Raw genomic sequence first — 24,655 nt, 5'->3', positions numbered from 1 at the left:
GCTTTTCACAAAAATTTTTTAATAGATAAATAATTAGAACTTTTTTCGAAATATTTATAATGTAGGTGAATAATGCATCAAAAGTATTAAGTGGAATTTTTGGTAAAAATTGCAAAAACAAAAAGTTAAAAATTAATTATTATGTAAGAAAAAATTTTTACAAAATAAAACTAGATAAAGAAACGTAAGAAATTTTGTTAGGGGTAGATAAAGAGTGAAGAAATTTAAAATAGGGGCTATTGACTTATTTTGTGGTGTAGGGGGCCTGACAAATGGACTGCAAAAATCAGGAATTAAGGTTGTTGCGGGTATTGATTTGGATCCTTCGTGTAAATATGCATTTGAAAAAAATAATCAATCTCAATTTATTAATAAGAGTGTTGAAGATGTTACTGGGCAAGAAGTTAATCAACTTTTGAAAAATTATAAAATAAAAATGATTGTGGGTTGTGCGCCTTGCCAACCATTTTCTAATTATCAAAAAGATAAAAAAGATAGAAAAAGTCATAAAGATTGGGCTTTACTATATCAATTTGCTCGAATTGTTAAAGAAGCTAAACCAAATCTAATTTCTATGGAGAATGTACCTGCGTTAATTAAAGAGCAAGTATTTTTTGATTTTATTTCAGAGTTAGAGGATTTAGGTTACTTTATCTCGTATTCAATTGTTAATGTGGCTGATTTTGGATTGGCACAAAACAGAAAAAGGTTAATATTATTGGCATCTAACCTTAAGAAAATAGAATTGATTGAGCCTACTCATAGTTTAAAAAAAGTTACAGTAAGAGATGTTATTGGACACCTAGAACCTATTAAAGCTGGGGATATATCTTCGTCAGATAAGTTACATCAAACATCAGGGTTAAGTGAAATAAATTTAAAGAGAATACAAATATCCAAACCAAATGGTACTTGGAGAGACTGGCCAGATGAATTGCTTTTAAAATGTCATAAAAAGGAGAGTGGAAAAACTTACGGTTCAGTTTATGGGAGAATGGGATGGGATGGGTTCGCACCTACTATAACAACACAATTTAATTCATATGGAACAGGTAGATTTGGCCATCCAGAGCAAGATAGAGCTTTAAGCTTAAGAGAAGGAGCTTTACTACAATCATTTCCTTTAGATTATGATTTTATCTATGAAGGCAAATTTTCCTTAAAATCAGTAGCCCGTCATATAGGTAATGCTGTTCCCCCACGTTTAGGAGAAGTAATTGGAGAGAGTATATTAAAAGCATATAGAAAATAATTTTAGATGAATCTAAGGAGGATTTTTTTTGGAGAATAGAAAATATGAAATAAATGTAGATCCAAGAATATTAGAACTTTTGGGACCGAGTTTGTATACAAATATATATTATGTACTAGCAGAGCTTATTGCGAATGCTTATGATGCAGATGCATCAAATGTGTATATTATTCTTAATGATAGAGAAAGAATTGTAGTAGAAGATGATGGAAAAGGCATGTCCTATAAAAAAGGGGAAGTTAAAAAATATTTAGATGTTGCAGCTGTATCTCGTAATAATGATCACGGAACTTTCACAAAAAAGGGAAGGAAAAAAATGGGGAGGAAGGGAATCGGAAAGTTGGCAGCATTATCAGTTTCTAATAATGTGATTATTAAAACTATGACAGAAGATGGTGAAAAGTCTGGTTTTATTTTGACTAAAAATGTCCCAGAGAATCATGAGTTAGAGCCTATTCCTATGAGTGAAATAACTTTTGAAAAAGTTAAGACTAAAGGTACATCTATCACAATGAATAATCCGCGATATACATTACATAAAGAAATAGCTGTTATAAAAAAGAATATAGCTAGATTATTTCCTTTAACTGATAATGAATTTAAAATTCATATAATTATTGATGAAAAAATTGAAACAATTGAAGAGTTTGACAAAGAAATTATTAAAGATCTTGCGGCAATAATAATACTAGGAGAAGAATACACTTATTTAAGTGAGATATTTGAAACGCAATATGATAAAGAAGTACTGTGTATTAAGAAACCGACTTATGAAGTTAATATAAAAACCCCTGAATTAGTTCAAAAGTATAATCAATTAGAAGATTCTATATGGGATGAAGAAAAAATAGAAGTTGAGGGGTGGATAGGAGTTTATAAATCTACTAGAGGCAGGAAATCTTACCCTACAGATTTCCCGGATAATTTTCTTTCTTTATATGCGAATAAAAAATTAGGAGAGTTTAATATACTACCTATAGTGGGGAAAAATAACCTGAATGAGGTTTACTTAGTTGGGCAATTACATGTTGATCTTTTTGAAAAGACAGAGTTGCCGGATATGGCATTAAGTAATCGACAAGGTTATGTCTCTGATGATCCTAGATATCAGATAGTTACAGAGTATGTAAAAAATGATTTACTCCCAGAAATACTAAATTTAAGAAAAAAGTATACGGATTTTAAAAAAAGCCAAAGTGATAAAGAAGCATATGAAAGAACCATAAAGAAGGAAGAAAAATTAAGAGAAGATATTGATATGTTTAAAAGTAAAATAACTAGTAATGTTACAAATAAAATTAAAGAAAAGGTAACTGTTAATAAAGAACAAGGAGAAGAAATTGAGAAATTATTAAATGACGAACTAAATAATAACTTTTTTGATATTGGCTTGAAGCAAGAGGTAGATGCAAATAAGAAAAAGATACTTATTAGTCAAACTAAAGCGGATAAAGATTTATCTGATATTGTGTATGAAATGCTGAGTTTTAATGGTGTGCCTAAGCGGGATATTATTTATTCTAATAGTGACGATTCAGAATCAATAATTCCTATATTAGAAAATCAAATAGATGATATTTTTGATTATTTACGTACATTTTTTGTTGAAAGTATTTCTACTCAAAATATCTATGTTGTCTTTATTACAAGTCATGATCTTGAAGGGAGTTGGGGTGGCTTAGTTGAACTAGGAGCTTCTTGGGTCACAAAGTCAAACTATAAAATTTTTAATATAAAAAATTTCGAACCCCGTGAACCTATGAGGAAAAACGGAATGGTTTGGCACAACAGTTATAGAGATGATTCTGGTACTATTTATATCGATGAAGAAGAATCAGAGTTATTCATACACCAAATCCTTGAAATATGTAGAGATTTGGGATATTCAACACAAGATTATGAGAATAACAAAAAAGAATTGGGAAGAATAGTAAAATTGGTGAATGAAAGTGAAAAAGAAACCGTTATTCAGAATAAATTTAGAAAAAAACCAGTTGTAGTCGAAGCTTATCAGACTGAAGTTAGAAAGTATATTGACACATTAGAAGGAAGAATGAAAGCAGATATTGGAGATTGGATTGTTACGGGAATTGATGGGGAGCAGTATCCCGTAAAGCCAGATATTTTTAAACAAACCTATGAAAAGTTGGATTAAATTAATTAAATATTTGCCGTAATTTTAGTGACTTCCAATAATTGTTATATATTATTGCAATTATTGGAAGTTTCATTTTAACTAATACCATTTCTAAAATGCCAATTTAAAGTTTCATTTTCTAGATAACTTTCTGTAGCTTTAATTAGTTCTTCATTGCTTTTATCCGTATCATACGGATAAACTTTATGTATGTATAAATTTAATTGTTTTTGTAAAAATTCACACTTTGCTCTATAAATCAACCAATGTTCATGATATTTTTTTAAAGATAAAAGCCCCTCTAATATAGAAAGAATAACTCCAATTAAACCTATAACATAAACCAGAAAACGGTAATCTCCAACTAAACCAGCTAAAAAGGGTAATGAAGCTAATAAAATAATTTGGATGGTTTTTATACATTGATACCTATATTTACATTCTTTACTTTTCGAATCAAACCAATTTATCTGTGGTATAAGCCTAGTATTAATATAGCAAAGCTTTTCAGATTCATCGTATTTTGAATTTAAAGGGTGTTTTGTTTTACTTGGAGAGATAAGTAGTGCGCCAAAAATAATTAATACTCTAATAATTAATATACAAATTATGGCGAAAATAAGTAATTTAGCTGTCATTGTAATCTCCTTTGATTGGGAAAATTATGATGATAAATTATGTATATATTTACATATCATACTTTTCCATTTAAATTATATTATACAAATTTACTTATAGATAACAAGTATAAATAAGCATTTAGTTTTATAAGTTATACTTGTATTTATTAGATTATCCAGTGAATTTTGTTAAAGTTTTTACTACTGAACAGTTTTGTATTTTCAAATTGGGATCATAGATTTAAAATCATGTTTGAAGGTTATTGAACTTTTTAATTTATTTTATGGAAATTTTTTTTGTAGTCTCCGTAAGGAATATTTTTCTCGATAATTCGTTTTGGGTCAAACTATGGGTCAGGCCTTAAAACAGGTGCTGAAAAACCATTTAAAACACTGGTATTTCAGCCCTTTTTATATTTTCTGTTTTAAGACCCGCCGTCTCCATACATAAAGGTGAGCAATATTATAGCGGTATATAAGAATAAAGGATCATCATCTGAAATGTGTGCGGATACAGATATTTTAAATACATTTGGTTATGATTTATTTACTAAGCTTTTACCGAAACTAAGGTTAAGCAGTACACCAATATAGGAAAAAGGTTTACATCAACAAAATAAGGTATACTATATTTGTTGAATAGATTTCTTTAAAGGCAGGAAAAGTAGGTGAACCAAAGTGGGGAAATATCAATTGGATACTAAAGGTAAGGTGGCTGTGGCAAAGTATCATGAAAAACATAAGCCGGCCAAATTTGATAAAAAGCAGCAACTTGAGAAAATACGTGCTGAGTATTTGAAAAAGAAGCAAGAACAAACAGATTAATAATTTGAATGAAAACATAGGAAGACTAAAATCTCCCTATGTTTTTCTTTGATATTAACGGTAGAATTTTTCAAATTGCAGATTCGGTGACAGAAAACCTTTCATCAAATATCGATTCCTCATTAATCGATTTTGACATTTCTTGTCCCACCCTAGCATTTTTTATTTGTTGTCATAGGGAAGACACTCTCATTGGAAAAAAATAATAAAAGATTTAATACATGGGAAAGTGATGATATTTGAAGGAGTTCATTATTTATATCGTACTAAAGCACAAGAAACTATTGAAAGTTTTAAAGAAGTTGAAATGTAGTAAAGTGAATGTACTCTAATTTGTCCCTCTTATTTGCAAAGATGAGAACGAGCCAACTAGATGGTCATACTGAATCAGTATATGTGCGAGACAACCTCAACCAGCAGTAAAATATAGCTAGAATTTACATAGTGTAGATTTGGTGTGTTCAAACTATAAACAAATTCAGTGAAATTTTTACAAAATGCCCCCCTTTTTTACTAAGCTCCTATTATGATACAAAATCCTCTTATGCAGAAAATATAATTATTGTAATTTAGTATAAATATGATTATTTTTGAAAACAGAGGAGCGTTATATGAGGAAAAAGATACTATTACTAATGGTTGTTTTAACGATTGCGATTAATAATCTTTACTTTGCATCAAATGTTTATGCAGCTGAAATGATTTTTAACGATGTGGATCAAAAGCATTGGGCAGCAAAGGAAATCCAATACTTATCTCAACAAAATATTATTCAAGGAAGTCCGGATGGGAGTTTTGCACCTAATGATAAATTAACGCGTTTACAAATTGCGTTAATGGTTACGAGAGCGAAGGGATATAGTGTGATCGATCGACCTGACCCACAGTTGGTTGATGTAAAAAATGAAGATGCTCATTTCGATATCATTTCTGCCGTCATGGCTGAAGGGGTTTTTGATGATGTTGTAAAGGGGCAAGAATTTAAACCGAACGCATTTGTGACAAGGGAGGAAATGTCATCGATTCTATCAAGAGCTTTTGAATTAAGTGGTCTTTCTTCAGTTCAATTTAAGGATGTTACACCGAACGATTGGGCTTATTCGTCTGTTCAGGCATTAGTGAAAAATGAAATTGTTTTTGGTTTTGCGGATGGGACGTTTCAACCAGAACGCTTTTTAACGAGAGCAGAATTTGCCGTGATGATGGCGAGGTTATTAGATGAAACATATCGTGTAGCACCAGAGCCGCCAAAAGCGCAAGCTCCTGTAGAAGAACCTCAGCTAAATAAAATGTACATAACGGTTCCAATTGTTAAGCAAAATCCAGAATTGCCAAATGGCTGTGAAATAACCTCTTTAACAGCTGTCTTAAACTATTATGGATTTTCCACAAACAAAATGGAAATGGCCAATAATTATTTACCAAAGGAATCATTTACCTATCAAAATAATAAAAGATACGGTCCGAATCCTTATAAGGCATATGCAGGTGACCCTCGTTTAGAGACAGGCTTCTTTTCTTATGCACCTCCCATTGTTGCGGCTGCTGAAAATTTTTTCGTTGGAAGAACGACTAAATATACAGCAACTGATGTAAGCGGCAAGGAAAAAGAGTTTTTCTATGAGAAAATTAATCATAACGTTCCAGTAGTCATTTGGGTAACCTTGGATTTAAGTACGCCAAAAGTATCGTCTTCTTGGTATTTCAGTGATACAAAGGAATATTTTAAAGCACCGATTAATCTACATGCTGTTGTGTTAGTTGGATATAATGAGCTCAATAATACCGTTCATGTGATGAATCCGCTAAAAGGAAGAGTCTCACATAATGCCGAGAAGTTTTTCAGAAGCTATAAAGAACTGGGAAGCCAGGCGATGATTGTTGAGAGAAATAAATAGAGTAGAATAAGGGGTAAAATTAAGTTTGCGAAAGTAATGGATAGTAAGGTTGTATAGTTACATAGGAATTATTTTGATGCTAATATGAAAATTATTTTGTAAACGATATTGATATGCCCATTGTAAAAATGGATTGAAATAATTCACATATCGATATCGATCACTTTTAATGTTGGAAGACAATCCAAAGGCAAGAGGAACTATAAAAGTTGATGATTTATTACAAAAGTAGCTACAAATTAAACAATGGCAAGTTGAAGAACAAGAAAAGAGTAAAAAAATATAGCAAACGGTTATTGAGTAGTGAAGAAAGCTATTATCATCGATAAAAATTAAAGAGGTGAAGACAGCCATATTATGAAGAGGAAACGAGAGTCTGTTTAACAGGCTCTTTTTTTATATTCTTTTGAAAGCCTCTTACAATACGAGTAGTTTCAATAAGCTTTTAGCTATGGACAAGAAAAAAATCCCCAGCCGTACAATGAATCTAGGTCTGGTCAAACGACTTCGTACGAAAGGGGATCCAAATGGATAATAAAAGTTTAGCACATATAACATGGAATTGTAAGTATCACATCGTCTTTGCACTAAAGTATAGAAGGCAAATTATTTATGGTCAAATTAAAGTAGTTATAGATAGAATTCTTCGCCAATTATATGAGGTGTAGAATTTATTGAAACAACCGCCTATCTTATCATTTTCATATTTGATAAGTATCCCACCAAAATTAAGTGTTTCATCATTTGTAGGCTATTTGAAAAGGTAAAGTAGTTTTATGATATTTAATCGACATTCGAACCTGATATAAACGGCTACTTGCTCGCCTTTAGCTGTTAGTGAGAAAATAAAGTGCAGTTGGCGGACCTTTCAGAATGTTGTTAGACATAGGCGAGTACTTCAGCATTAGCGCAGGTATTACGATTGCTAAATATGCTGCCACCTTAGTTAAGGGAACGGTGAAAATTGTTGGGGGTGGTACCATTCAATCGAAAACTATGCTGCCCAAGTGCAAGAAGCACATGAACAGGAACAGCAGTTAGGAGGGGGTGAACAGTGGATCAAATGGATGTAAAAGAACCGATTTCAATTTTTACAAGCGCTTATCAAACCGCAGATTTTATAAAATCAATGGGTGATTTAGCATCATTAGCAGTTAATGTATACTCTTTGATTTGGGAATTTCTCGCCCAAGTAATTTCGCCTCCGTACTGCTTACAGAGACAGAGTGTTAGGGGAGTAGAACCGTACATACTTATCATAGTGTTTATAGACAAATTAGAGTTTGTAGAAAAATAAAAAGAACAAGTCTAAAAAAGAGCTTGTTCTAATAGTTCATATATTATTAAACATTAGCTTTGATTTCCTCTGTTTCAACAATAAAAACCATCACCGCTATATTTATTATTATCCTTCACTGTGCTAAGACATCCTACCGCTTCACCAGCGACGGAGAATAATTTTTCGACCTCCCAACTGGGCATATATCATTAGGAGTTACTCACTTCTCGACATCATAGTCATTGGCAATTCTCCCATTTCAGTTTATTTCCATAGAAGTTATCAAGATCATCAAACGAAGCTCTGAAGACATTTAAATTAAAGTCAGTCGGCTCCAGCGTACCTTGAATGAATCCCAGCATGTCATTCGAGACGTTAGAAGCATCCACAGCCCATTCGTTCACCACTTTATATACTTCTTTGTCATAAGCCGTTTTTTTAGTTATAAGGACCGATGTAGCTAAGTTCTGTGTGATGCCGTTATAAGCGTTGATTGCGTTATCGAAATTTAGTGATCCACCTTCATTAAGTGCCACTCGTTTAAACTCAAGGTAATTAGCATACATTTCGTCTAAAGCAATTGCGTATTCAGGTGATAGACAAGATTTATCAGTAGCTGGCTTGTTTATTACCTCAACTGCTTCTACCTCTTTGGTTTCTATCACCTCAGGATTTTCACCTTCTGGGCTCAAACTTTCTTGTTTGTTCTCTGTAAGATAACCATTGGTTGATAAGAGATACCCTATAACTACAATAGCCATCACTATAATAGATGTTAAAATTGCAATTATTACTTTGTAAACGTTATTCTTTTTCATTTTTCAATAACCCCCAAATTATGCCTTGAAATATAACCATTCTGCCCTAAATACATCTTTTATTTGATCGAATTTATAGGATTTTACTTCAAAAATAAGCATTCCTAATTGTTGATGAAAAACATAATATCAGATTCATACCTAAACGCTTCATTAAATATATTTATTGGCATTTATTGTAAATTAAAGGCTTTATTTTTTAAATGCATCTTTTAATATTGTTAATAAAAAGTTCTTTTATTTAACATCTCATTTTGGTTTAATTTTGCATAAAACCACATTACATCATTAAATATAAAAACTTAACTTATAAAATTATTATATACTATAGTGGTAGTTAAGTGGTAACTTATCCCTAATTATCTAATTCTTCTGTAGTGTGAGTATAGAGAGCAGTTTAGTTTTAATATCCAAATGCATGGATAGTCTTTAAGTAAATGCCGAAGATATGAAGAAACCCCGTTTTTTTTTAATTTTTAGTAGGTAGAATGTGGCGATGTCGGTATTTAAACGAGCCCTCCTCTGACATTAATAGATATTGAGGTAGCCTTTTATAAAAACGATAAATGAAAAACTGAAAATTAAATGATAGCAATAATCCGCCTGAATTATTGATTGACCACAGATAACGTGTATGGATCTTTAGAAGAAATTTTTATTGAGTATACAAGATTTCTTTATCAAGGATAAACAACGATTCAACACTATATGTTTTCTAGTATGCCAAGTCAAACAAAATAACTTTATAGATTAGATGAAAACTTTTACTTATACCTATTACTAGCTATATACAGGGATTACTGAAGCGGAGTTTTTTCTAAATAGGATTTAAGACAATTAGAAAAAGCTCAATGCATTGTAATTTCTAATTCTATGTCAATATTTGCGATTACCGCATACTTTTTAATTATAATTTCAGCTTATTAACAATATCAAAATTCCTTATATATTAGGGGGCGGTCTATATTTGAAAACTTAAATTGTTTTTGGTTATTTTATGATTATTTACTATGTAAATTGTAAATTATATCAAAATTTTGTTTTTATAATATGTGTTAAAAATAAGTAATTATATTATTCATGGTTCTGCTTATAGCATAGCTTTCAAATGGATTATTAAAAAATCAGTAGTGAGTATGTACTTTTCGAAAAGTATTTTTTTGTCTTTAAAGTGGAGAGAGCAATTTATATAGCAATACTTAGAATTGGAGGAAGTTAAAAATGGGTAGGAAACAACCTATAGGATTACACAAAGCACAGAAATTTATAATTATTATTAGTGCATTTGTGTTCACTTTATTTTTGGCTATTAAAACGGTGGATTTTACCGATCAAATTCGATTTTTTTCCTTATTGAAGGATAAACAGTTTTTCACTTCTGTTGATAAAAACATTAAAAGTTTATATAATCCAGATTCAAATCAGTTGGATTTATCATTATTAACGAAAATTATATCGTTTGTTAATGAAGTAATATTGTTATTAATATTGTTATTATTAATATATTATTTTGTGTTATTTCTAATGAAAATTTTAAATACTGATTTATTGAGACAATTTACCTTATTATTTAAACTAATGAAACATAATTTAACTTATATCTCTTCGTTGGAAAAGATTTTAATAAAAGGTCTATATACTGTACCCTTTTTATTGCCGCTAATTTTTAATTTTGATTGGAACGCAGCTTTACTAATTATCATTGTTTTGTTAATATCATTTCTCTTTGTGAAATATTTATATGTAAAGACATTTAAAATCATTGCTATAAGTCTAGTAATTACCATCATTTTGGATTTTATAGTCATTTGTAATTTTCCTATAGAATATAAAAAATTATTAGTAATGATGGATTTATTTACGGCTACATATTCTTTTATAAGTATGATGGTTATTATAATTTGGGTATTTTATCGAACGATTAAGTTTGAATATTTAATAGCAGATTTAGAGAAAAAATTTTTGTTTGTTGAATATTTTACTGTTGATAAAAAGATTGGCTTTTATTCATCATTAGAGATTAGTTTTTTTAAGCGAAAAAGATATAGTAGGCGAGAAATTGCGAATGAGAGAGCGCAAATAATTAAACGCCGTAATAGTATGAATTTATATATAAGTTTTTATATTACAGTAATTGTATTCGCAACAGCATTATTGTTATTGAAAGTTTCTAATGACTATTTTTTAACATTTTTAATCATGTCACTTCTGTTTATTTCCACAAGATTTTTAATGAGAGGATATGAGATTTTAAAAGCGTTTTTTGTCGATGTAATTTCGGATCGCATAAAGTCGTCTTCTTTAAACTCAATGGATAGAATAATACTGATAATAAAAAGTCTAATCGAGATTGCGTTTCTATCATTCATTGTGAAGGTAACCTATTATTATTTAGTGAATGATTTAAGCAGTAGTTCGATTGAAGTCAAAAATATAATTAATTTGTTTTTGGGAAGTTTCGCTACACAATTATTTAATGTATCATATTCCCTTGATCAAGGTATATTCTTTGGAATTATTCACATAATACAAATCATAATTTCAAGTTGTTTAATCTTATTCTGTTTTGCGTTATATAGCGGCAAAATAATCAAATATCCTAAATATGAAGTAACCAAAAACTTATTAGGTAAGTTTGAAGTTTATGAATATAATGATCAAACAGGTAATAATATAGTTGAGTTTGAAAATTTATTACAACTGAGAAGAGATTTAAGCACAGCTAAAAATAGTAAAATTATGTATATGAATATAAAAGAAGCATATAATTATTTATTAGATTGGGAACAAAAAAATGATGAATTAAAGTCATATTTGCAGAAATAAAAAAGCTTTATTTGATGATTTTAAAGTATAAAAGTTCCATTTTTTTGTGAAGTTTTAATATGGAAATCCTGTTATTTCAATTCTTTCGGACAAGCTTAATAAAGTCACATAATATCTTAGCTGTTTAAGTAATAAATACTTTACAGAAAATGTGACGGTGAGTTGTTAATGATTCCAGTAAAATATTTTTCAAGAGATTAGTTGGTTCATTAAAGTACATGTGAGTAAAGCACAACCTCCAGCCATATAATATAGCATGAATGCACCTAGTCTAGGCTAGGTGCATTTCATGTTGTTGAAAAAAGATGATGTCAACGGCAGAAAAAGCAAATTTGCAAGGTGAGAGGTTGATTTCCGTTCCGCCAGCGCCCTTTCCAGGGGGCGTCCGATGAGCCGCTTCACTCACTTACGCTCGCTCCAGGGTCTCATCTGTGACGCCAAATCCCCTAGGAGTGACGCTGGCTCCACTCCAATCAACCATTCTGCAAAGTGTCTTTACTTTTTTTCATAGTAGTAGAGCGATCAAATAGCCCACTATCTGTATTCTTAGAGGGGATAAACTCTTATTTTCAATATGGAGAAGTAATGCGTGACACACCTCTTCATAAAAAGTAGTGAACACCTTCCCTTTATTTGAAAACCTTTACTAAAAAGAAATATTTTTATGGATTGGAGTGGAGGGCTACTTGACTCCCGTGGGATAGCGAGACAGGCGAGCCCTACACGGAGCGGTAGCGGAGGAAGCGGCTCGGCGCTCGCCCACAGGAAAGCAAGTAGCCTGCAACGGAAATCTATTTTCACCTTTCACAAAAAGTCTATTGATGGTTTTGTTTTTCAACACTATGGAATGCACCTAGTCTAGGCTAGGTGCATTTTCTTTCAATGTAATGTCAGCATGTATGTTCATTTCAAAACTACCTCAAATAGAAGGTCTTCTCCCCAACCTAAAATTCATATACATAAAATAAAAGCTAATGGGAGTAGTGATTATTGGACAAACAACATCATAAGTACAGATGGGTTGTGTTTGTTGCTGTATTGTTTACCTATTTGTTAATGGCAAGTCAGCGAACTGCTCCAGGGTTAATTACGGACCAATTGATGAAGGATTTTGGTGTGACAGCATCGACGATCGGGTTATTGACGAGTATACAATTTTTTGTGTATACAGGTTTGCAGATTCCGATGGGGATTTTAGCGGATCGGTTTGGGCCGAATTTTTTTCTTATCGTTGGTGCTGCCCTTACAGGATTAGGTACAATTCTTTATAGTTTAGGTACACATGAATTCGTACTGTTTTTCTCTAGAATGCTTACTGGGGTAGGGGATGCGACCATATGGGTGAATATGGTGCTCATTTTGGCGCAATGGTTTCAGAAAAAGGAGTTTGTCCGATTAATTGGTTTTGCTGGGATGACCGGGAGTCTTGGTTTCTTATTGGCGACAGTCCCTTTTGCGACTTTGATCCTGTTATTTGGTTGGCGGATCACATTTTTTTCAACGGGGCTCTTATTATGCTTATGTGGAGTGCTTCTTTATTTTGTGCTTGTGAAAACTACAAAACGAATTTTTGCAGAAGAATTAGTCGTTGTAAATGAAGAAGTACAACGTGAAAAAACCTCTGTTTTATTACGCAGAATATGTTCGAGTCGACAAGCGTGGGCTTTATTTTTTTGTCATTTTGGTGTTGTGGGAGGCTATGTTGGCTTTATCAGCTCGTGGGCTGTTCCGTATGGGATCAATATGTATGAGATGACACGTGCAGAGGCAAGCCAGCTCATTATGATTGGATTGATTGGGGCACTGATGGGAGCTCCGTTAACGAGTTGGGTTGCAGGTTGGTTAGGAACGATTAAAAAGCCTTATATTGTTGTTCATATTGCAGTTTTAGTGTGTTGGTTTGCCTTTCTTTTATGGAAAGGGCATCCATCCATTTTCATGCTCATTGTCCTGTTCTTTATCATCGGCTTTGGATATGGTGCAAGTGCCCTAACTTTTGCAGCTGTTCGCCAAACTTTCCCTTTAGCTGAATCAGGTATCGTTTCGGGGTTTGCCAATACAGGGGGCTTTCTAAGTGCAGCATTATTACCCATTATGTTTGGCTATATTTTGGATTATTTTCAGTCTGCTTCAGGCAATATCGGTGAGGGATATTACTATGGTTTCATCTCGCCAGTCGCATTCTCTGTTATGGGCTTAATTGGGGTGATGTTGTTTAAGGAAAGGCGTGTGGAAACAGGAGGTTGAGAACATCCTTTTATCCTACTTATAAACAGAGCATAGATTTCGAAGGTAACTATTTAAATAAAACTGCGCCATAATGTAATGACAAAAGGGAATACCTGTACTCAAGGTAATTCCCTTTTATTGTACAAAACGAATCCATATTACTCCTTCAACGTAATCATTGCAGTATAAATTTACTATCTTATTGATTAAAATTACATAGAAATGTAAAATGTATATATTGAGCTTTTTGTAACATATTTCATAATTAGGTATTTAAAAAGATGTTTCCTCTGAGTAGGATTTATTTTTTATGAAAAGATTGATAAATAAGAATAGTACCAATGGATCGTTATTATTTTTTGCATTCAAGAACAAAAGATTTTCTATAGCAATATTACATAATGGGGAAAGCGTAAAGGGGTAATGAGCAGTGTTAAAAGTTAAACATGTTGCAATCGGTGTTGGTCTCATTTTAATGTTGTCTGCTTGTAATGATGAAAAAGTTATAAAAGAAAAAAATATGGAAAGCGGTATTGAGGCAGAGATTTTAACATTAGAAACACTTATAAAAGAAAGGAAATATGAGGATCTTTTAGTTGAAATGGAAACTTTAGATGTATCAGAATCAGAAATTGATAAAGTTAGAGCAGTTGGGACAAAATTTGTAGATCAATTAATACAGGAAAAAAATGTACAATTCTTGGGATCTAAATATAACAGAATGAGAATCGTTTTGAATCGTGAAGATTGGAATAAGGTTGTAAAAATTATAGAAGAAGAGAAAAAGTTAAAATTAGATGAGATGGAACAAGCAGTCAGAACAAAAGATTTCCTAAAAGTTCAAGAACTATATGAGAATACAAAAGTACTAGAAGACAATGAAGAATTTTTAGCAATGTATAATTATGCTTTATATTTACAAACCGATCAGAATTCCTATAAGGCTTCAGGAGCACTAGCACTTGCTGTAAATCCTAAATACTTTGGAAGAATGAGGGATGAAATTGTAGCAGGAATAACAAATACGTCTTATGCCAATCCATCATCGTTTGGGCCAATAACTCTAAATGATTGGGGATGGATAGAACATGAATATCGAAGTAATTTATATACAATGGAGAGAAGAGCTGAAGAAAAAAAAGTAATGAATGAAAAAATTGAAAATGCAAGGGGGATGAATCCTACACTTGGAATGACATATGACGAAGTATTAGCATCACTATGGGGCGCACCTTATGATATTAATAGAACAGTAACAGAATACGGGTCTTATGAACAATGGGTTTATGGAAACGGGCAATATCTTTATTTTGAAGATGGTATATTAACTAGTTTCCAAGATTAAATAATTCTTTTAGGAGTTTAAATCAATTTCACAAATGCATTTTATTATTTACTGTTCGTAAATGTATAAAAATCGTTTGAACGTTGGTGCTCCATCTTCTGAATGATCCTAACTCAATTTCAAAAAGGGAACATCTAAGTTTTAGATTGTTCCCCTTTATTTCATTGGTCAATAATATGTTTTTCCTTATTTAATATAGGAATAACTAAAAATGCGTAGCGAACTCAAATATTACCCTATCCCATATAAACACTCTCACAAGTATCTGGAGCTGGTTCATAGAAGCAATGATTTTTGAATTGACCAGTAAACGGCTGGCCGTACCATGTTGGGGGACATGGGGCATATGGATTGAAGTACCAGAGTGCATATTTTGCTGGATGATCTCGCCAGAAGTCTAAATTTTGTTTCGCTAATCTTTTTTCGGTTTCTCTCGCTCTTTGGTAAAACATATTGCCTTTTTGAACGGCTTCAAAAGAATAATTTCCACCTTGTACCTGGTAAATAACTTGTTCAATGGTTCTAACATCGTTGAAGTCTAAACAAGATGCTACTGCACGATTGACAATGACGTTGCCAACGTATAGCATACCCTGTTGTCCTTCACCCTCAGCCTCAGCTCTCATCATCCTTGCCATTAAAGCAACGTCTGCATCGCGGTATTTTACTCTTGGCATTTTTACACCTCCACCCTATAGTATGAAAAAGATCAAGGCTAGTTTCGCTTTATCTAGAAATTCGTTGTTTTTCATACTACTCAATAAAAAAACGCCATCATTGCAGTGTACAAAACAGCAAGCTGGCGTCTTTAGATTAAAAATTCTTTTTAAAATAAGGTGTTTTTTTCAGTACAACACATACTGGAATGGCGATCATTAAGCCGACAAAGTTTTGAATGACGTCTCCTGGAATGGATGCCATCGGTGCAATCCAGCTATTGAACATAATGGCTTGCCCAACATAGTAAACGGCAATCATCACAGGCATGGATACGACGGCCCCTAAAATATTCAGCCCAAGATTATCACCTGTATGTCCTTTTGACCAGGCGATTTTACCAACGATGAAGCCTTGTAATGCACGTGAAATAATAGTAGTCGGTGCCCAGATTAACCAGCCGCCTACGATATCGAATAAACCCATTCCGATGGCTCCAGCAAGTGCCCCTTTTTTAGGTCCGAATAAAATGGCTGAAATGAAAAGCATGGATGTCCCTAAATGAATAAGTCCGCCTTGCCCGATCGGTAGCTTAAGATTGATGAACATGGTAGCTACGAAAACAAGTGCTGCTAAAATAGCTGTAATGACTAAATCAAATGTTTTCGTGCGTGATTTTGTAAAGGATGATGGCCTTTGTATATTTTGCATTTGTCTCTTCCTCACTATGATGAATATTTTGATGATTTTTACTTTAGCAAAGGACTGACTGTTGTGAAAGTGTCAATTTTATAAAAAAATTAGAGGTCAGATTGAGGTTATTTTCGCATCTTTCTAATTGTGATACGATGAGGTAAGTATAAGCAGGATGAGTTAGGTGGAATGAATGATGAAAAAAGTTGCTGTAATTCAAGATATGTCGTCCTTTGGGAAGTGCTCGTTAACGGCTGCGATACCTGTACTGTCTGTAATGGGCGTACAAGCAGTACCGCTTCCAACAGCTATTTTAACGGCGCAAACAGGGTATTCGAGTTTTTATTGTGAGGATTTAACGTCAAAGATGGACTATTTTGTAGATGAGTGGAGCAAGCTAGGAGCTACCTTTGATGGCATTCACACAGGATTTGTCACAGGGAAGGAGCAAATCGATAATATCTTTCGTTTTTTAGACGTGTTTCACGCCAATGAAACGACATTGCTTGTTGACCCAGTGATGGGCGATCATGGCGAGGTTTATAAAATGTTTACGGGTGAGTTACTTGATCGAATGAAAGAGTTAGTGAAGTGTGCTGACATTATTACACCAAATGTTACGGAATGCTGCTTGCTTACAGGTTTGTCGTATGAGAAACTACAGCGCTATCCAAACGATATCGAGTATATTCAGGGTCTTGAAGAGGCAGGACAACAGCTACAACAGGCGACTGGAGCGAACGTCATTATTACTGGGTTGAATCCACCAACAACAGCTGCGGGCAAGCGTTATGTTGGCAATATGTTTGTCGATGCGGAGCGGTCTTTCCATAGTATTCGCAACTATAACGGTGAGAGCTATTCAGGTACAGGTGATCTATTTGCATCCGTTGTGATGGGCGGCATGATGCGTGGGCAAGATTTAGTGGAGTCTATGAAGCTGGCAGAGACATTTTTAGCCGCCGCGATCGAAGCTACATCGAAGGAGCAAGTTCCACGCGAGGCAGGCGTACATTTTGAACAGTTTTTACGCATGCTACTTTAGATTATTATTGATTTCCTCTATTGGATATTTGAAAAAGGGTCATTTGATTTTCTTGAAGGATTGATAAATTTATGAGTGGCGAGGGGGCTAATATGAGCTTACACGCCGCTTTTATTTTAGGGCACTATTTGTGACTAAATAATGTGCGTAGAATTTAAAGTTAAATATTAAAAAATACAATTGAGGTTATAAGTTTGATATGGGCAGCCTTTTTAATTTCTATTAGCTAAGTTTATTACTTAATCGTGTGCAAGCAGCGTATCTTTCTCTTTTCACTTTGTATTAAAATATTTTGAACAAGCGATTGTGAGCTTACTCGTTTTGGGAAGTTAAGTGTTGTTAGGGTGCAGAAAAAACGTAGTGTGCTGTAATAAAAGGTTTCTTCTTATTTCGTCATAATAAAAATGTTATAATGAAAAGGAAAGCCAGTTTTGATTGAAGTACAATCAAAATTGGCTTTGGTTCTGTTCAACCTCATGTAATACCTTGTTATTTTTTATCACTGTATAATGAGAAAGTGGAAGTTGGTGTAATATGAAGAATCGTAGTCAAATTAAACAAGACCGTGCTCATGAAACGCGTAGGACATTAATTGAGGCTGGGAAAAAAGTATTTTTCGAACTGGGCTTTCAGAAATCAACGATGAAGCAAATTATTAAGGAAGCTGGTGTTGGGCATGGCACAGCTTATGTTTATTTTTCCAATAAAGATGCACTTTTAATAGAAATAATCGATTCGCTTCTTGAAAAAATGTACAATATTGCGAAGTTAAGCTTTGTTCCGAAATCAAAGGAAGAAGCAAGAGAGCAAATTACATTCCAGGTAAAGGCATTCAATAAGCAAGGTATAGAAAACGAGAAGCTCATGAAGCTGGTTCTTGAGGCAATAGGGAGCTCAGAGGAAATTCGTCAAAAATGGTCTCTTGTTCAGCAACACTTTATTGATCATATTGAGAAAGATATTTTATATGTGCAAAATAATAATATTGCATACGCCCATCTAAATGCCAAAGATGTTGCAAATATGTGGTATCACATTAATGAGAGTTTCCTTTGGCGTTGCTTGCAAGACCCAAATGTCTCAATCGAGCAAAATGTAGAATTAATGGTACATTTTTATATGAAAGGCCTCTATACTGATTAACCTCCCCCTGTTGGAGGTTTTTTCTGTTTTATGTATTAAAAATCAATTTTAAAACATAAAAATTCTTTTTTTAAAAATATTGACACTGTGTCACTTTTTGATAAGATGAATATAAGGTGGTTAAAAGATGACCATGCTACCAATATTTTAGAAAGGTGAGGTGTTTAATATGGAGTTTAATCCTACAAGAGAATACGCAGCTTTTTTAGACAAAAATGATGATTTACAAGGATTTAGAGAACAATTTTATCTTCAGCCAGAGACCATTTATTTTGATGGGAATTCATTAGGGCTTTTATCAAAGAAAGCTGAGGCAAGTCTGTTGACGCTTTTAGATTCTTGGAAACAGTACGGCATTGATGGGTGGACGCAAGGGGAATATCCTTGGTTTTATTTATCTGAGCAAGTGGGTGCTCAGCTGGCCAAGATTGTAGGCGCGAAACCAGAAGAGGTCATTGCAACAGGTTCTACTACTGTGAATATGCATCAAATGATTGCAACATTTTATAAGCCAACAGGTAATAAAACAAAAATTGTTATTGATGAATTAAATTTCCCAACTGACTTATATGCAGTACAAAGTCAATTAGGTTTGCATTATGAAAATATTGAGGAGCATATTCAATATGTTCGTAGTAAGGACGGGCACTTTTATGCGCACGATGATATTGTATCTGCGATGACAGATGATGTGGCATTGATTATCCTTCCTGGTGTGTTATATCGAAGTGGCCAGATTCTTGATATGGAAGCGCTAACAAAGGAAGCGCATCAGCGTGGTATTCTAATTGGCTTTGATCTTTGTCATTCAGTGGGTTCTATAGAGCACTCACTACATGACTGGGATGTGGACTTTGCCTTCTGGTGTAATTATAAACATTTAAACGGAGGTCCTGGTGCTGTCGCTGGATTATTCGTCAATGAGAAGCATTTTAATACAAAGCCAGGCTTGGCAGGTTGGTTTAGCTCGGCTAAAGAAAAGCAATTTGATATGGAAACAAGCCTTATACAGGCACCAGATGCAGGTGCTTATCAAATGGGCTCACCACATTTATTAAACCTTGCGCCACTGCTAGGTGCGTTGGAACTCTTTAATGAAGCAGGCATTCAACGTATTCGTAAGAAATCAATTCAGCTAACAGAGTATTTCATTGCACTATACTATCAATATTTGGGCGAATATGGTTTCGAAGTTAATTGCCCAGTAATCAATGAGCAACGAGGTGGACATATCTTTTTAACACATACAGAAGCGGCTCGTATTTGTAAGGCATTAAAAGCGAAGGGAGTTATTCCTGATTTTAGAGCACCAAATGGTATTCGTATCGCACCTGTGGCACTTTATAACACCTTTGAAGAGGTGTATGAAGTCGTTCAAATACTAAAAACAATTATGGATGAAAAATTGTATGAGCAATTCAAAAATGAACGGGAAATCGTTGCATAATAAAGGAGTAATGGAATGATTATTGGTGTACCTAAAGAAATAAAAGTAATGGAAAACCGTGTTGCTTTAACGCCTGCAAGTGCAAGTGTTTTAATAGCTGCAGGTCATATAGTACTTGTTGAATCGAACGCAGGTCTTGGCTCGAATTTTACAGATGAGCACTATATGGAAGCTGGTGCAACCATCGTTCCAACGGCGAAGGACGTATGGGCTGCCGAAATGGTCCTAAAGGTAAAAGAGCCAATCGCTTCAGAATATGATTATTTTTACAAAGGACAAATCTTATTTACCTACTTACATTTAGCAGCAGATGAAGCATTAACGAAGGCACTTTTAGAAAAAGAAGTAGTAGCCATTGCTTATGAAACGGTCCAATTAGCTGATGGAAGCCTGCCACTTCTTGCTCCGATGTCAGAAGTGGCTGGTCGAATGGCTGCGCAAATCGGTGCACATTATCTAGAAAAAACAAATGGTGGTAAAGGTATTTTACTAAGCGGTGTGCCAGGTGTGGCAAAAGGTAATGTAACCATTATAGGTGGTGGGGTTGTCGGCTATAATGCAGCAAAGACTGCTGTAGGCTTAGGTGCAAATGTAACGATTTTAGATGTCAATCCTGCTCGACTTCGCCAGCTTGAAGAGATATTTGGGGATCGTATTCAAACGTTGCTATCCAATAGTTTCAACATTGCAGAACAATTGAAAACAGCAGATTTGGTTATTGGTGCAGTACTTATTCCTGGTGCCAAGGCGCCCCGACTTGTGACAGAGATGATGGTGAAAGCCATGCAGCCAGCCTCTGTTATCGTAGATGTGGCCATTGATCAAGGAGGAATTGTGGAAACAGCAGACCGTGTAACAACACATGATAATCCAACATACGAAAAACACGGTGTTGTGCATTATGCAGTTGGTAATATGCCAGGTGCAGTGCCGAAAACATCGTCAATGGCTTTAACGAATGTGACATTACCATATGCTATACAAATTGCAGCAAAGGGCTATAAGGAAGCACTATTACAAAACGAATCATTGCGAAAAGGTTTGAATGTTTATCAAGGTATAATTACAATGCGTAAGGTTGCTGAAGCTTTACAGCTACCATGTGAAAGCGCAGAGAACCTATTAAAGGGGCAAATCGTGTAATCGTACTCGAAGAAATGAGATTGTATGTATGTAAAAAGAAATTGAAAAGGTCTGAGTTCAGTATAGTATAGGAACTCAGGCCTTTTATATAGTAGCATCTTTATCTGGCTGTTAGCTATGTGTACAATCAATAGATTTTTTGAACTGAATGGCTTTGCTTTCTAATAGTATTAAGATCAAGTTTACATCTGGTTTTCTAGGAACTATTTTTCCATTTTATTCATCTGAAAAATACCTCCAAGACGGATAGAGAATTTCCTATCCTGGAGGTATCTTATTAGTTTTAGCGCTTTAACAACTATGCTATATGGTTTCTACTTGCTCTTCCTCAAGATCATTTGTGATGACACGATTTTTTGCTATGTTTATTCGTTTCCAAATATAATAGCAGATGGAAATGAAGATAAGCCAAGGGAAGCCGACAAGTAATGTTGCTTTAAAATCAGGAGAGAACCATGTTGATAATACGACAGAAGCTAATAGAACGGCTCCTAAAATGGTTAAATAAGGATAACCAATCATACGTACAGGTAGTTTTTCTCCATCTATCGGTTTGTATTTTTTACGGAAAAATAGATGCGTAATGAAAATCATAAACCACGCAAACATAGCGCCAAAGCTTGAAATTGAAATCATAAGCGATAAAGCTGATTCTGGCTTGAAAATCGAAAATGCTGTAGCAATGATAATACCGATAACAGATGCGAGCAATGCCCTCGTCGGAACTTGTCTTTTGTTAAGCTTACCCAATTGCTTCGGAGCAAAGCCACCCCGTGAAAGTGAGAACATCATACGAGTAGAAATATAAAGCTGGCTATTCATAGCCGAAAGCGCTGCGATTAGAACAACAAAGTTCATCATGGATGCGCCACCAGGAATATTTAATATTTCCATTACTTTAACGAATGGGCTCTTGTCTGCACCTGCCATTCCCCAAGGGACAATCATCAGCATTAGTACAAGTGTTACAATATAAAATAAAATTAAACGAATCACAGCTGATTTTAATGCAATTGGGACAGCTTTCCTTGGGTTCTCTGCTTCCCCAGCACTTACAGCAATCATTTCAATACTTAGATAACTAAATAATGAAATAAATATACCCATCCACATTCCCCAAAAACCATGTGGGAAAAAGCCGCCATCATTGAAGTAGTTTTGGATGCCAATATTGGAGGAGCTATCTGCCCCGAAAATAACAATACTAGCTAAAATAATAAAGCCGACAATCGCAGTGATTTTAATAACGGAGAACCAATATTCTACAGCGCCAAATAATTTCACTGTGGTAGCGTTTACATAAAGCAGTATAGCAGCAAATAATATAATCCATACAGCATTGGGTACACTTGGGAACCAATACCGCATATAAAGGGCAACAGCGGTCACCTCTGTACCAATTGAACAGATTAATGAGAACCAATAGGAATACCGAATAGCAAATCCTGCCCAGGAATTTACGTATTTTTCAGCATAAGCACCAAATGATCCAGTTGTAGGGTGCGCAACCGTCATTTCTGCGAGACAACCCATTAGTAATAGTGCAATGAGAGCTCCTATAGCGTAACTCACAATAACACTTGGACCAGCTAGACCGATGGCTAAGCTACTGCCGAGAAATAACCCTGTCCCAATGGCACCTCCAATGGCAATCATCGTAATTTGATTTGTCTTTAATCCCTTGTTTAAACCTTGCTCACGTTCCATAATGTCTTCCATACTGTGGTTATGTTTAACCATTCTTTCATCCCCTTTGTGTAAATTTCATCTTTCATAGATCAACTTCTTTCTATCATTTCTAAAAAATCTGGTGAATCTATGCATATACTAAATTAAAAATGACACAGTGTCAATATAATATGTCGTAATTTTCTGAATATATATCTTTTTTCTCTTTAATGTATGTAATTTGGTTTGTTTATTTTATCAACAACGGATTATAATCACTAAAAGTAAGGTGTTTCATATATAATTATCCTTTATGCTTAATAAAATCATTTCCGTAAATAATTGATACTATATCACTTATTTAGTAGAGGTTATGCTTGATAAGAAAACAAATCTTCTGAAAAATCCCTAGTGTTATACGAAAATGATGTCTTCTATAAATAACCAGCAACTGTATAGCTTGAAAATATGCATTGGGTTTGCCTAGCAAAATCTTTTAAGAACGCTTGCAAAACGATTGTTTCGTTAAGGTTGCTCTATGTCTTGATTACTTAGTACAAAGTGTATTTTTCTTGTACTGCTAATAGTGTTCACCGACAGTATAAGAGTGTGTTTCGCGATACTGCTAGACATCTATTTTAACCTCCTTCATTTTCTTGAAAAAATACATCAAATGCTATTCGCTATGGTCGATAAAAATGAAAAGTGTTATAGGAGGGGAAGAATGGAAATTAGGCTTTTAACAGCAGCAGATGCTGCGGTATATCGTCAATTGAGATTAGAGGGACTCCAAATGAATCCGGAGGCATTTGGTTCTAGCTTTGAAGAGGAAAAGGATATGGGGCTTGCCTTATTTGCAAGTAGACTCGAGGGGCAGGAATCGTTTACATTCGGGGCATTTGAACAGAATGATTTGCTGGGCGTTGCGACATTGGTACAGGAAAATAAAATGAAGCTAAAGCATAAAGCAAATATTTTTGCCGTTTATGTTTCTCCAAAAAAGCGAGGGCTTGGCTTAGGTAAACATTTAATGTTAGCCGTCATTAATCAAGCAAAGGTATTAGCGGTCGTTGAGCAGATCAATTTAACGGTTGTGTCTTCCAATGATTCAGCAAAAGGGCTATATAAATCGCTAGGCTTTCAGGTGTTTGGAACAGAAAAGCGTGCGTTAAAAATAGGACAGCAATATGTTGATGAAGATTATATGGTGCTGTACATCTAGTAAAAAAAGAAATGCCTTTGAAGTCAGCCTTCAAAGGCATTTCTTTTTTATGGTGAACTCCAATGGAACAATGAAAATAATGCAATGACTAAAGTAATACCAGCCATAACAAGTATAAGTAAAGTGCTAACAATGGGCACTTTCTTTTTAAGTAGCCATATACTCAACACAATAATAATAATTGATAAGGGGAGTGTTAGCCAAAATCCTAGATTGCCTAAGTATTCAATTTGAATGGCGAATGAATCGTAAAAGTAATTATAGGAAATGCCAAGCATGATAAAAAGGGTCATGGCAATATTCGGTGACAGCATGTTATTGTGATTCATAAAATCCCCTCCCATCTAAAAAGTATTTGTTCTTACATATATTGTATGAATTTGCACGGTTAAGTCACACGGCAGCATT

At 34.0% G+C, this 24,655-nt stretch carries 19 protein-coding genes and 1 pseudogene; 14 read left to right on the top strand and 6 right to left on the bottom strand.

Features of this window, described 5'->3' with window-relative positions; translation table 11 throughout:
* Positions 1-214 precede the first annotated feature (214 nt).
* Together NST76_RS17655 and NST76_RS17650 are read left to right on the top strand one after the other, a co-directional pair.
* Positions 215-1,252, top strand: a complete 1,038-nt coding sequence (locus NST76_RS17655; RefSeq protein ID WP_342544233.1) for a DNA cytosine methyltransferase — start codon at positions 215-217, stop codon at positions 1,250-1,252.
* Positions 1,253-1,280: 28 nt separating this feature from the next.
* A complete protein-coding gene (locus NST76_RS17650; protein WP_342544232.1) occupies positions 1,281-3,407 on the top strand; it encodes an ATP-binding protein in 2,127 nt (708 codons plus the stop codon).
* Between the two features lie 77 nt (positions 3,408-3,484).
* Here the strand turns inward: NST76_RS17650 and NST76_RS17645 are convergent, their stop codons facing one another.
* Entirely contained in the window at positions 3,485-4,027 is a 543-nt protein-coding gene (locus NST76_RS17645; protein ID WP_342544231.1) for a DUF4231 domain-containing protein, read from the bottom strand.
* A 660-nt stretch (positions 4,028-4,687) separates the two neighbouring features.
* Here NST76_RS17645 and NST76_RS17640 point away from each other — a divergent pair.
* The 4 genes and pseudogenes from NST76_RS17640 to NST76_RS17625 all read left to right on the top strand — a co-directional run bounded on the left by NST76_RS17640 (position 4,688) and on the right by NST76_RS17625 (position 8,029).
* The gene (locus NST76_RS17640; protein ID WP_036122926.1) at positions 4,688-4,834 is read left to right on the top strand and encodes a hypothetical protein; all 147 of its coding nucleotides are present in this window, start codon (positions 4,688-4,690) and stop codon (positions 4,832-4,834) included.
* A 611-nt stretch (positions 4,835-5,445) separates the two neighbouring features.
* Complete coding sequence (locus NST76_RS17635; RefSeq protein ID WP_051891661.1) at positions 5,446-6,732, top strand: S-layer homology domain-containing protein; 1,287 nt, start codon at positions 5,446-5,448, stop codon at positions 6,730-6,732.
* A 527-nt stretch (positions 6,733-7,259) separates the two neighbouring features.
* Positions 7,260-7,496: pseudogene (locus NST76_RS17630) on the top strand (transposase); the annotation flags it as partial.
* A 290-nt stretch (positions 7,497-7,786) separates the two neighbouring features.
* Positions 7,787-8,029, top strand: coding sequence for a hypothetical protein (locus NST76_RS17625; protein WP_342544230.1), 243 nt, complete (start codon positions 7,787-7,789; stop codon positions 8,027-8,029).
* Between the two features lie 221 nt (positions 8,030-8,250).
* Here NST76_RS17625 and NST76_RS17620 read toward each other — a convergent pair whose 3' ends face one another.
* Positions 8,251-8,829 (bottom strand): hypothetical protein, encoded by a 579-nt coding sequence (locus NST76_RS17620; RefSeq protein WP_036122920.1) that lies wholly within the window; start codon positions 8,827-8,829, stop codon positions 8,251-8,253.
* Between the two features lie 1,221 nt (positions 8,830-10,050).
* Here NST76_RS17620 and NST76_RS17615 point away from each other — a divergent pair.
* The 3 genes from NST76_RS17615 (at position 10,051) to NST76_RS17605 (ending at position 15,229) form a co-directional block, all read left to right on the top strand.
* The gene (locus NST76_RS17615) at positions 10,051-11,655 is read left to right on the top strand and encodes a hypothetical protein (RefSeq protein WP_058844395.1); all 1,605 of its coding nucleotides are present in this window, start codon (positions 10,051-10,053) and stop codon (positions 11,653-11,655) included.
* 990 nt (positions 11,656-12,645) lie between these two features.
* Positions 12,646-13,902 (top strand): MFS transporter, encoded by a 1,257-nt coding sequence (locus tag NST76_RS17610; protein ID WP_342535064.1) that lies wholly within the window; start codon positions 12,646-12,648, stop codon positions 13,900-13,902.
* 412 nt (positions 13,903-14,314) lie between these two features.
* Complete coding sequence (locus NST76_RS17605; protein ID WP_101966552.1) at positions 14,315-15,229, top strand: hypothetical protein; 915 nt, start codon at positions 14,315-14,317, stop codon at positions 15,227-15,229.
* 236 nt (positions 15,230-15,465) lie between these two features.
* On the opposite strand, the gene NST76_RS17600 is transcribed toward NST76_RS17605, so the two are convergent.
* Together NST76_RS17600 and NST76_RS17595 are read right to left on the bottom strand one after the other, a co-directional pair.
* The gene (locus NST76_RS17600) at positions 15,466-15,906 is read right to left on the bottom strand and encodes a cell wall hydrolase (protein WP_036122904.1); all 441 of its coding nucleotides are present in this window, start codon (positions 15,904-15,906) and stop codon (positions 15,466-15,468) included.
* A gap of 136 nt (positions 15,907-16,042) precedes the next feature.
* Positions 16,043-16,597 carry an ECF transporter S component gene (locus NST76_RS17595; RefSeq protein WP_036122901.1) on the bottom strand — a complete coding sequence of 185 codons (555 nt, stop codon included), beginning with the start codon at positions 16,595-16,597 and terminating at the stop codon, positions 16,043-16,045.
* Positions 16,598-16,775: 178 nt separating this feature from the next.
* On the opposite strand from NST76_RS17595, the gene NST76_RS17590 reads away from it, so the two are divergent.
* The 4 genes from NST76_RS17590 to ald all read left to right on the top strand — a co-directional run bounded on the left by NST76_RS17590 (position 16,776) and on the right by ald (position 21,357).
* Entirely contained in the window at positions 16,776-17,624 is an 849-nt protein-coding gene (locus NST76_RS17590; RefSeq protein WP_342535782.1) for a pyridoxamine kinase, read from the top strand.
* Positions 17,625-18,158: 534 nt separating this feature from the next.
* The gene (locus NST76_RS17585; protein WP_036122895.1) at positions 18,159-18,767 is read left to right on the top strand and encodes a TetR/AcrR family transcriptional regulator; all 609 of its coding nucleotides are present in this window, start codon (positions 18,159-18,161) and stop codon (positions 18,765-18,767) included.
* A 160-nt stretch (positions 18,768-18,927) separates the two neighbouring features.
* Entirely contained in the window at positions 18,928-20,214 is a 1,287-nt protein-coding gene (gene kynU / locus NST76_RS17580; protein WP_170829884.1) for a kynureninase, read from the top strand.
* A gap of 15 nt (positions 20,215-20,229) precedes the next feature.
* Entirely contained in the window at positions 20,230-21,357 is a 1,128-nt protein-coding gene (gene ald, locus NST76_RS17575; protein ID WP_342544228.1) for an alanine dehydrogenase, read from the top strand.
* A 303-nt stretch (positions 21,358-21,660) separates the two neighbouring features.
* On the opposite strand, the gene NST76_RS17570 is transcribed toward ald, so the two are convergent.
* The gene (locus NST76_RS17570) at positions 21,661-23,097 is read right to left on the bottom strand and encodes an amino acid permease (protein ID WP_036122875.1); all 1,437 of its coding nucleotides are present in this window, start codon (positions 23,095-23,097) and stop codon (positions 21,661-21,663) included.
* 652 nt (positions 23,098-23,749) lie between these two features.
* On the opposite strand from NST76_RS17570, the gene NST76_RS17565 reads away from it, so the two are divergent.
* Positions 23,750-24,247: a GNAT family N-acetyltransferase gene (locus tag NST76_RS17565; RefSeq protein WP_330493708.1), complete on the top strand. Its 498-nt coding sequence runs from the start codon at positions 23,750-23,752 to the stop codon at positions 24,245-24,247.
* Between the two features lie 47 nt (positions 24,248-24,294).
* Here the strand turns inward: NST76_RS17565 and NST76_RS17560 are convergent, their stop codons facing one another.
* Positions 24,295-24,576, bottom strand: a complete 282-nt coding sequence (locus NST76_RS17560) for a hypothetical protein (protein ID WP_342544226.1) — start codon at positions 24,574-24,576, stop codon at positions 24,295-24,297.
* Between the last annotated feature and the right edge of the window lie 79 nt (positions 24,577-24,655).

It is taken from the genome of Lysinibacillus sp. FSL W7-1291 (assembly GCF_038593415.1).
Lineage (GTDB): Bacteria > Bacillota > Bacilli > Bacillales_A > Planococcaceae > Lysinibacillus > Lysinibacillus fusiformis_D.
Note: the sequence above shows the minus strand (reverse complement) of the source record. Positions and strands in the feature narration are given on the sequence as shown.

What these genes read in the sequence shown, in the direction of transcription:
- ald (WP_342544228.1), top strand. Translation starts at nt 20,230, where the DNA reads ATGATTATTGGTGTACCTAAAGAAATAAAAGTAATGGAAAACCGTGTT.
- NST76_RS17590 (WP_342535782.1), top strand. Translation starts at nt 16,776, where the DNA reads ATGAAAAAAGTTGCTGTAATTCAAGATATGTCGTCCTTTGGGAAGTGC.
- NST76_RS17645 (WP_342544231.1), bottom strand. Translation starts at nt 4,027, where the DNA reads ATGACAGCTAAATTACTTATTTTCGCCATAATTTGTATATTAATTATT.
- NST76_RS17585 (WP_036122895.1), top strand. Translation starts at nt 18,159, where the DNA reads ATGAAGAATCGTAGTCAAATTAAACAAGACCGTGCTCATGAAACGCGT.
- NST76_RS17570 (WP_036122875.1), bottom strand. Translation starts at nt 23,097, where the DNA reads ATGGTTAAACATAACCACAGTATGGAAGACATTATGGAACGTGAGCAA.
- NST76_RS17615 (WP_058844395.1), top strand. Translation starts at nt 10,051, where the DNA reads ATGGGTAGGAAACAACCTATAGGATTACACAAAGCACAGAAATTTATA.
- NST76_RS17620 (WP_036122920.1), bottom strand. Translation starts at nt 8,829, where the DNA reads ATGAAAAAGAATAACGTTTACAAAGTAATAATTGCAATTTTAACATCT.
- NST76_RS17565 (WP_330493708.1), top strand. Translation starts at nt 23,750, where the DNA reads ATGGAAATTAGGCTTTTAACAGCAGCAGATGCTGCGGTATATCGTCAA.
- NST76_RS17560 (WP_342544226.1), bottom strand. Translation starts at nt 24,576, where the DNA reads ATGAATCACAATAACATGCTGTCACCGAATATTGCCATGACCCTTTTT.
- NST76_RS17595 (WP_036122901.1), bottom strand. Translation starts at nt 16,597, where the DNA reads ATGCAAAATATACAAAGGCCATCATCCTTTACAAAATCACGCACGAAA.
- NST76_RS17635 (WP_051891661.1), top strand. Translation starts at nt 5,446, where the DNA reads ATGAGGAAAAAGATACTATTACTAATGGTTGTTTTAACGATTGCGATT.
- NST76_RS17600 (WP_036122904.1), bottom strand. Translation starts at nt 15,906, where the DNA reads ATGCCAAGAGTAAAATACCGCGATGCAGACGTTGCTTTAATGGCAAGG.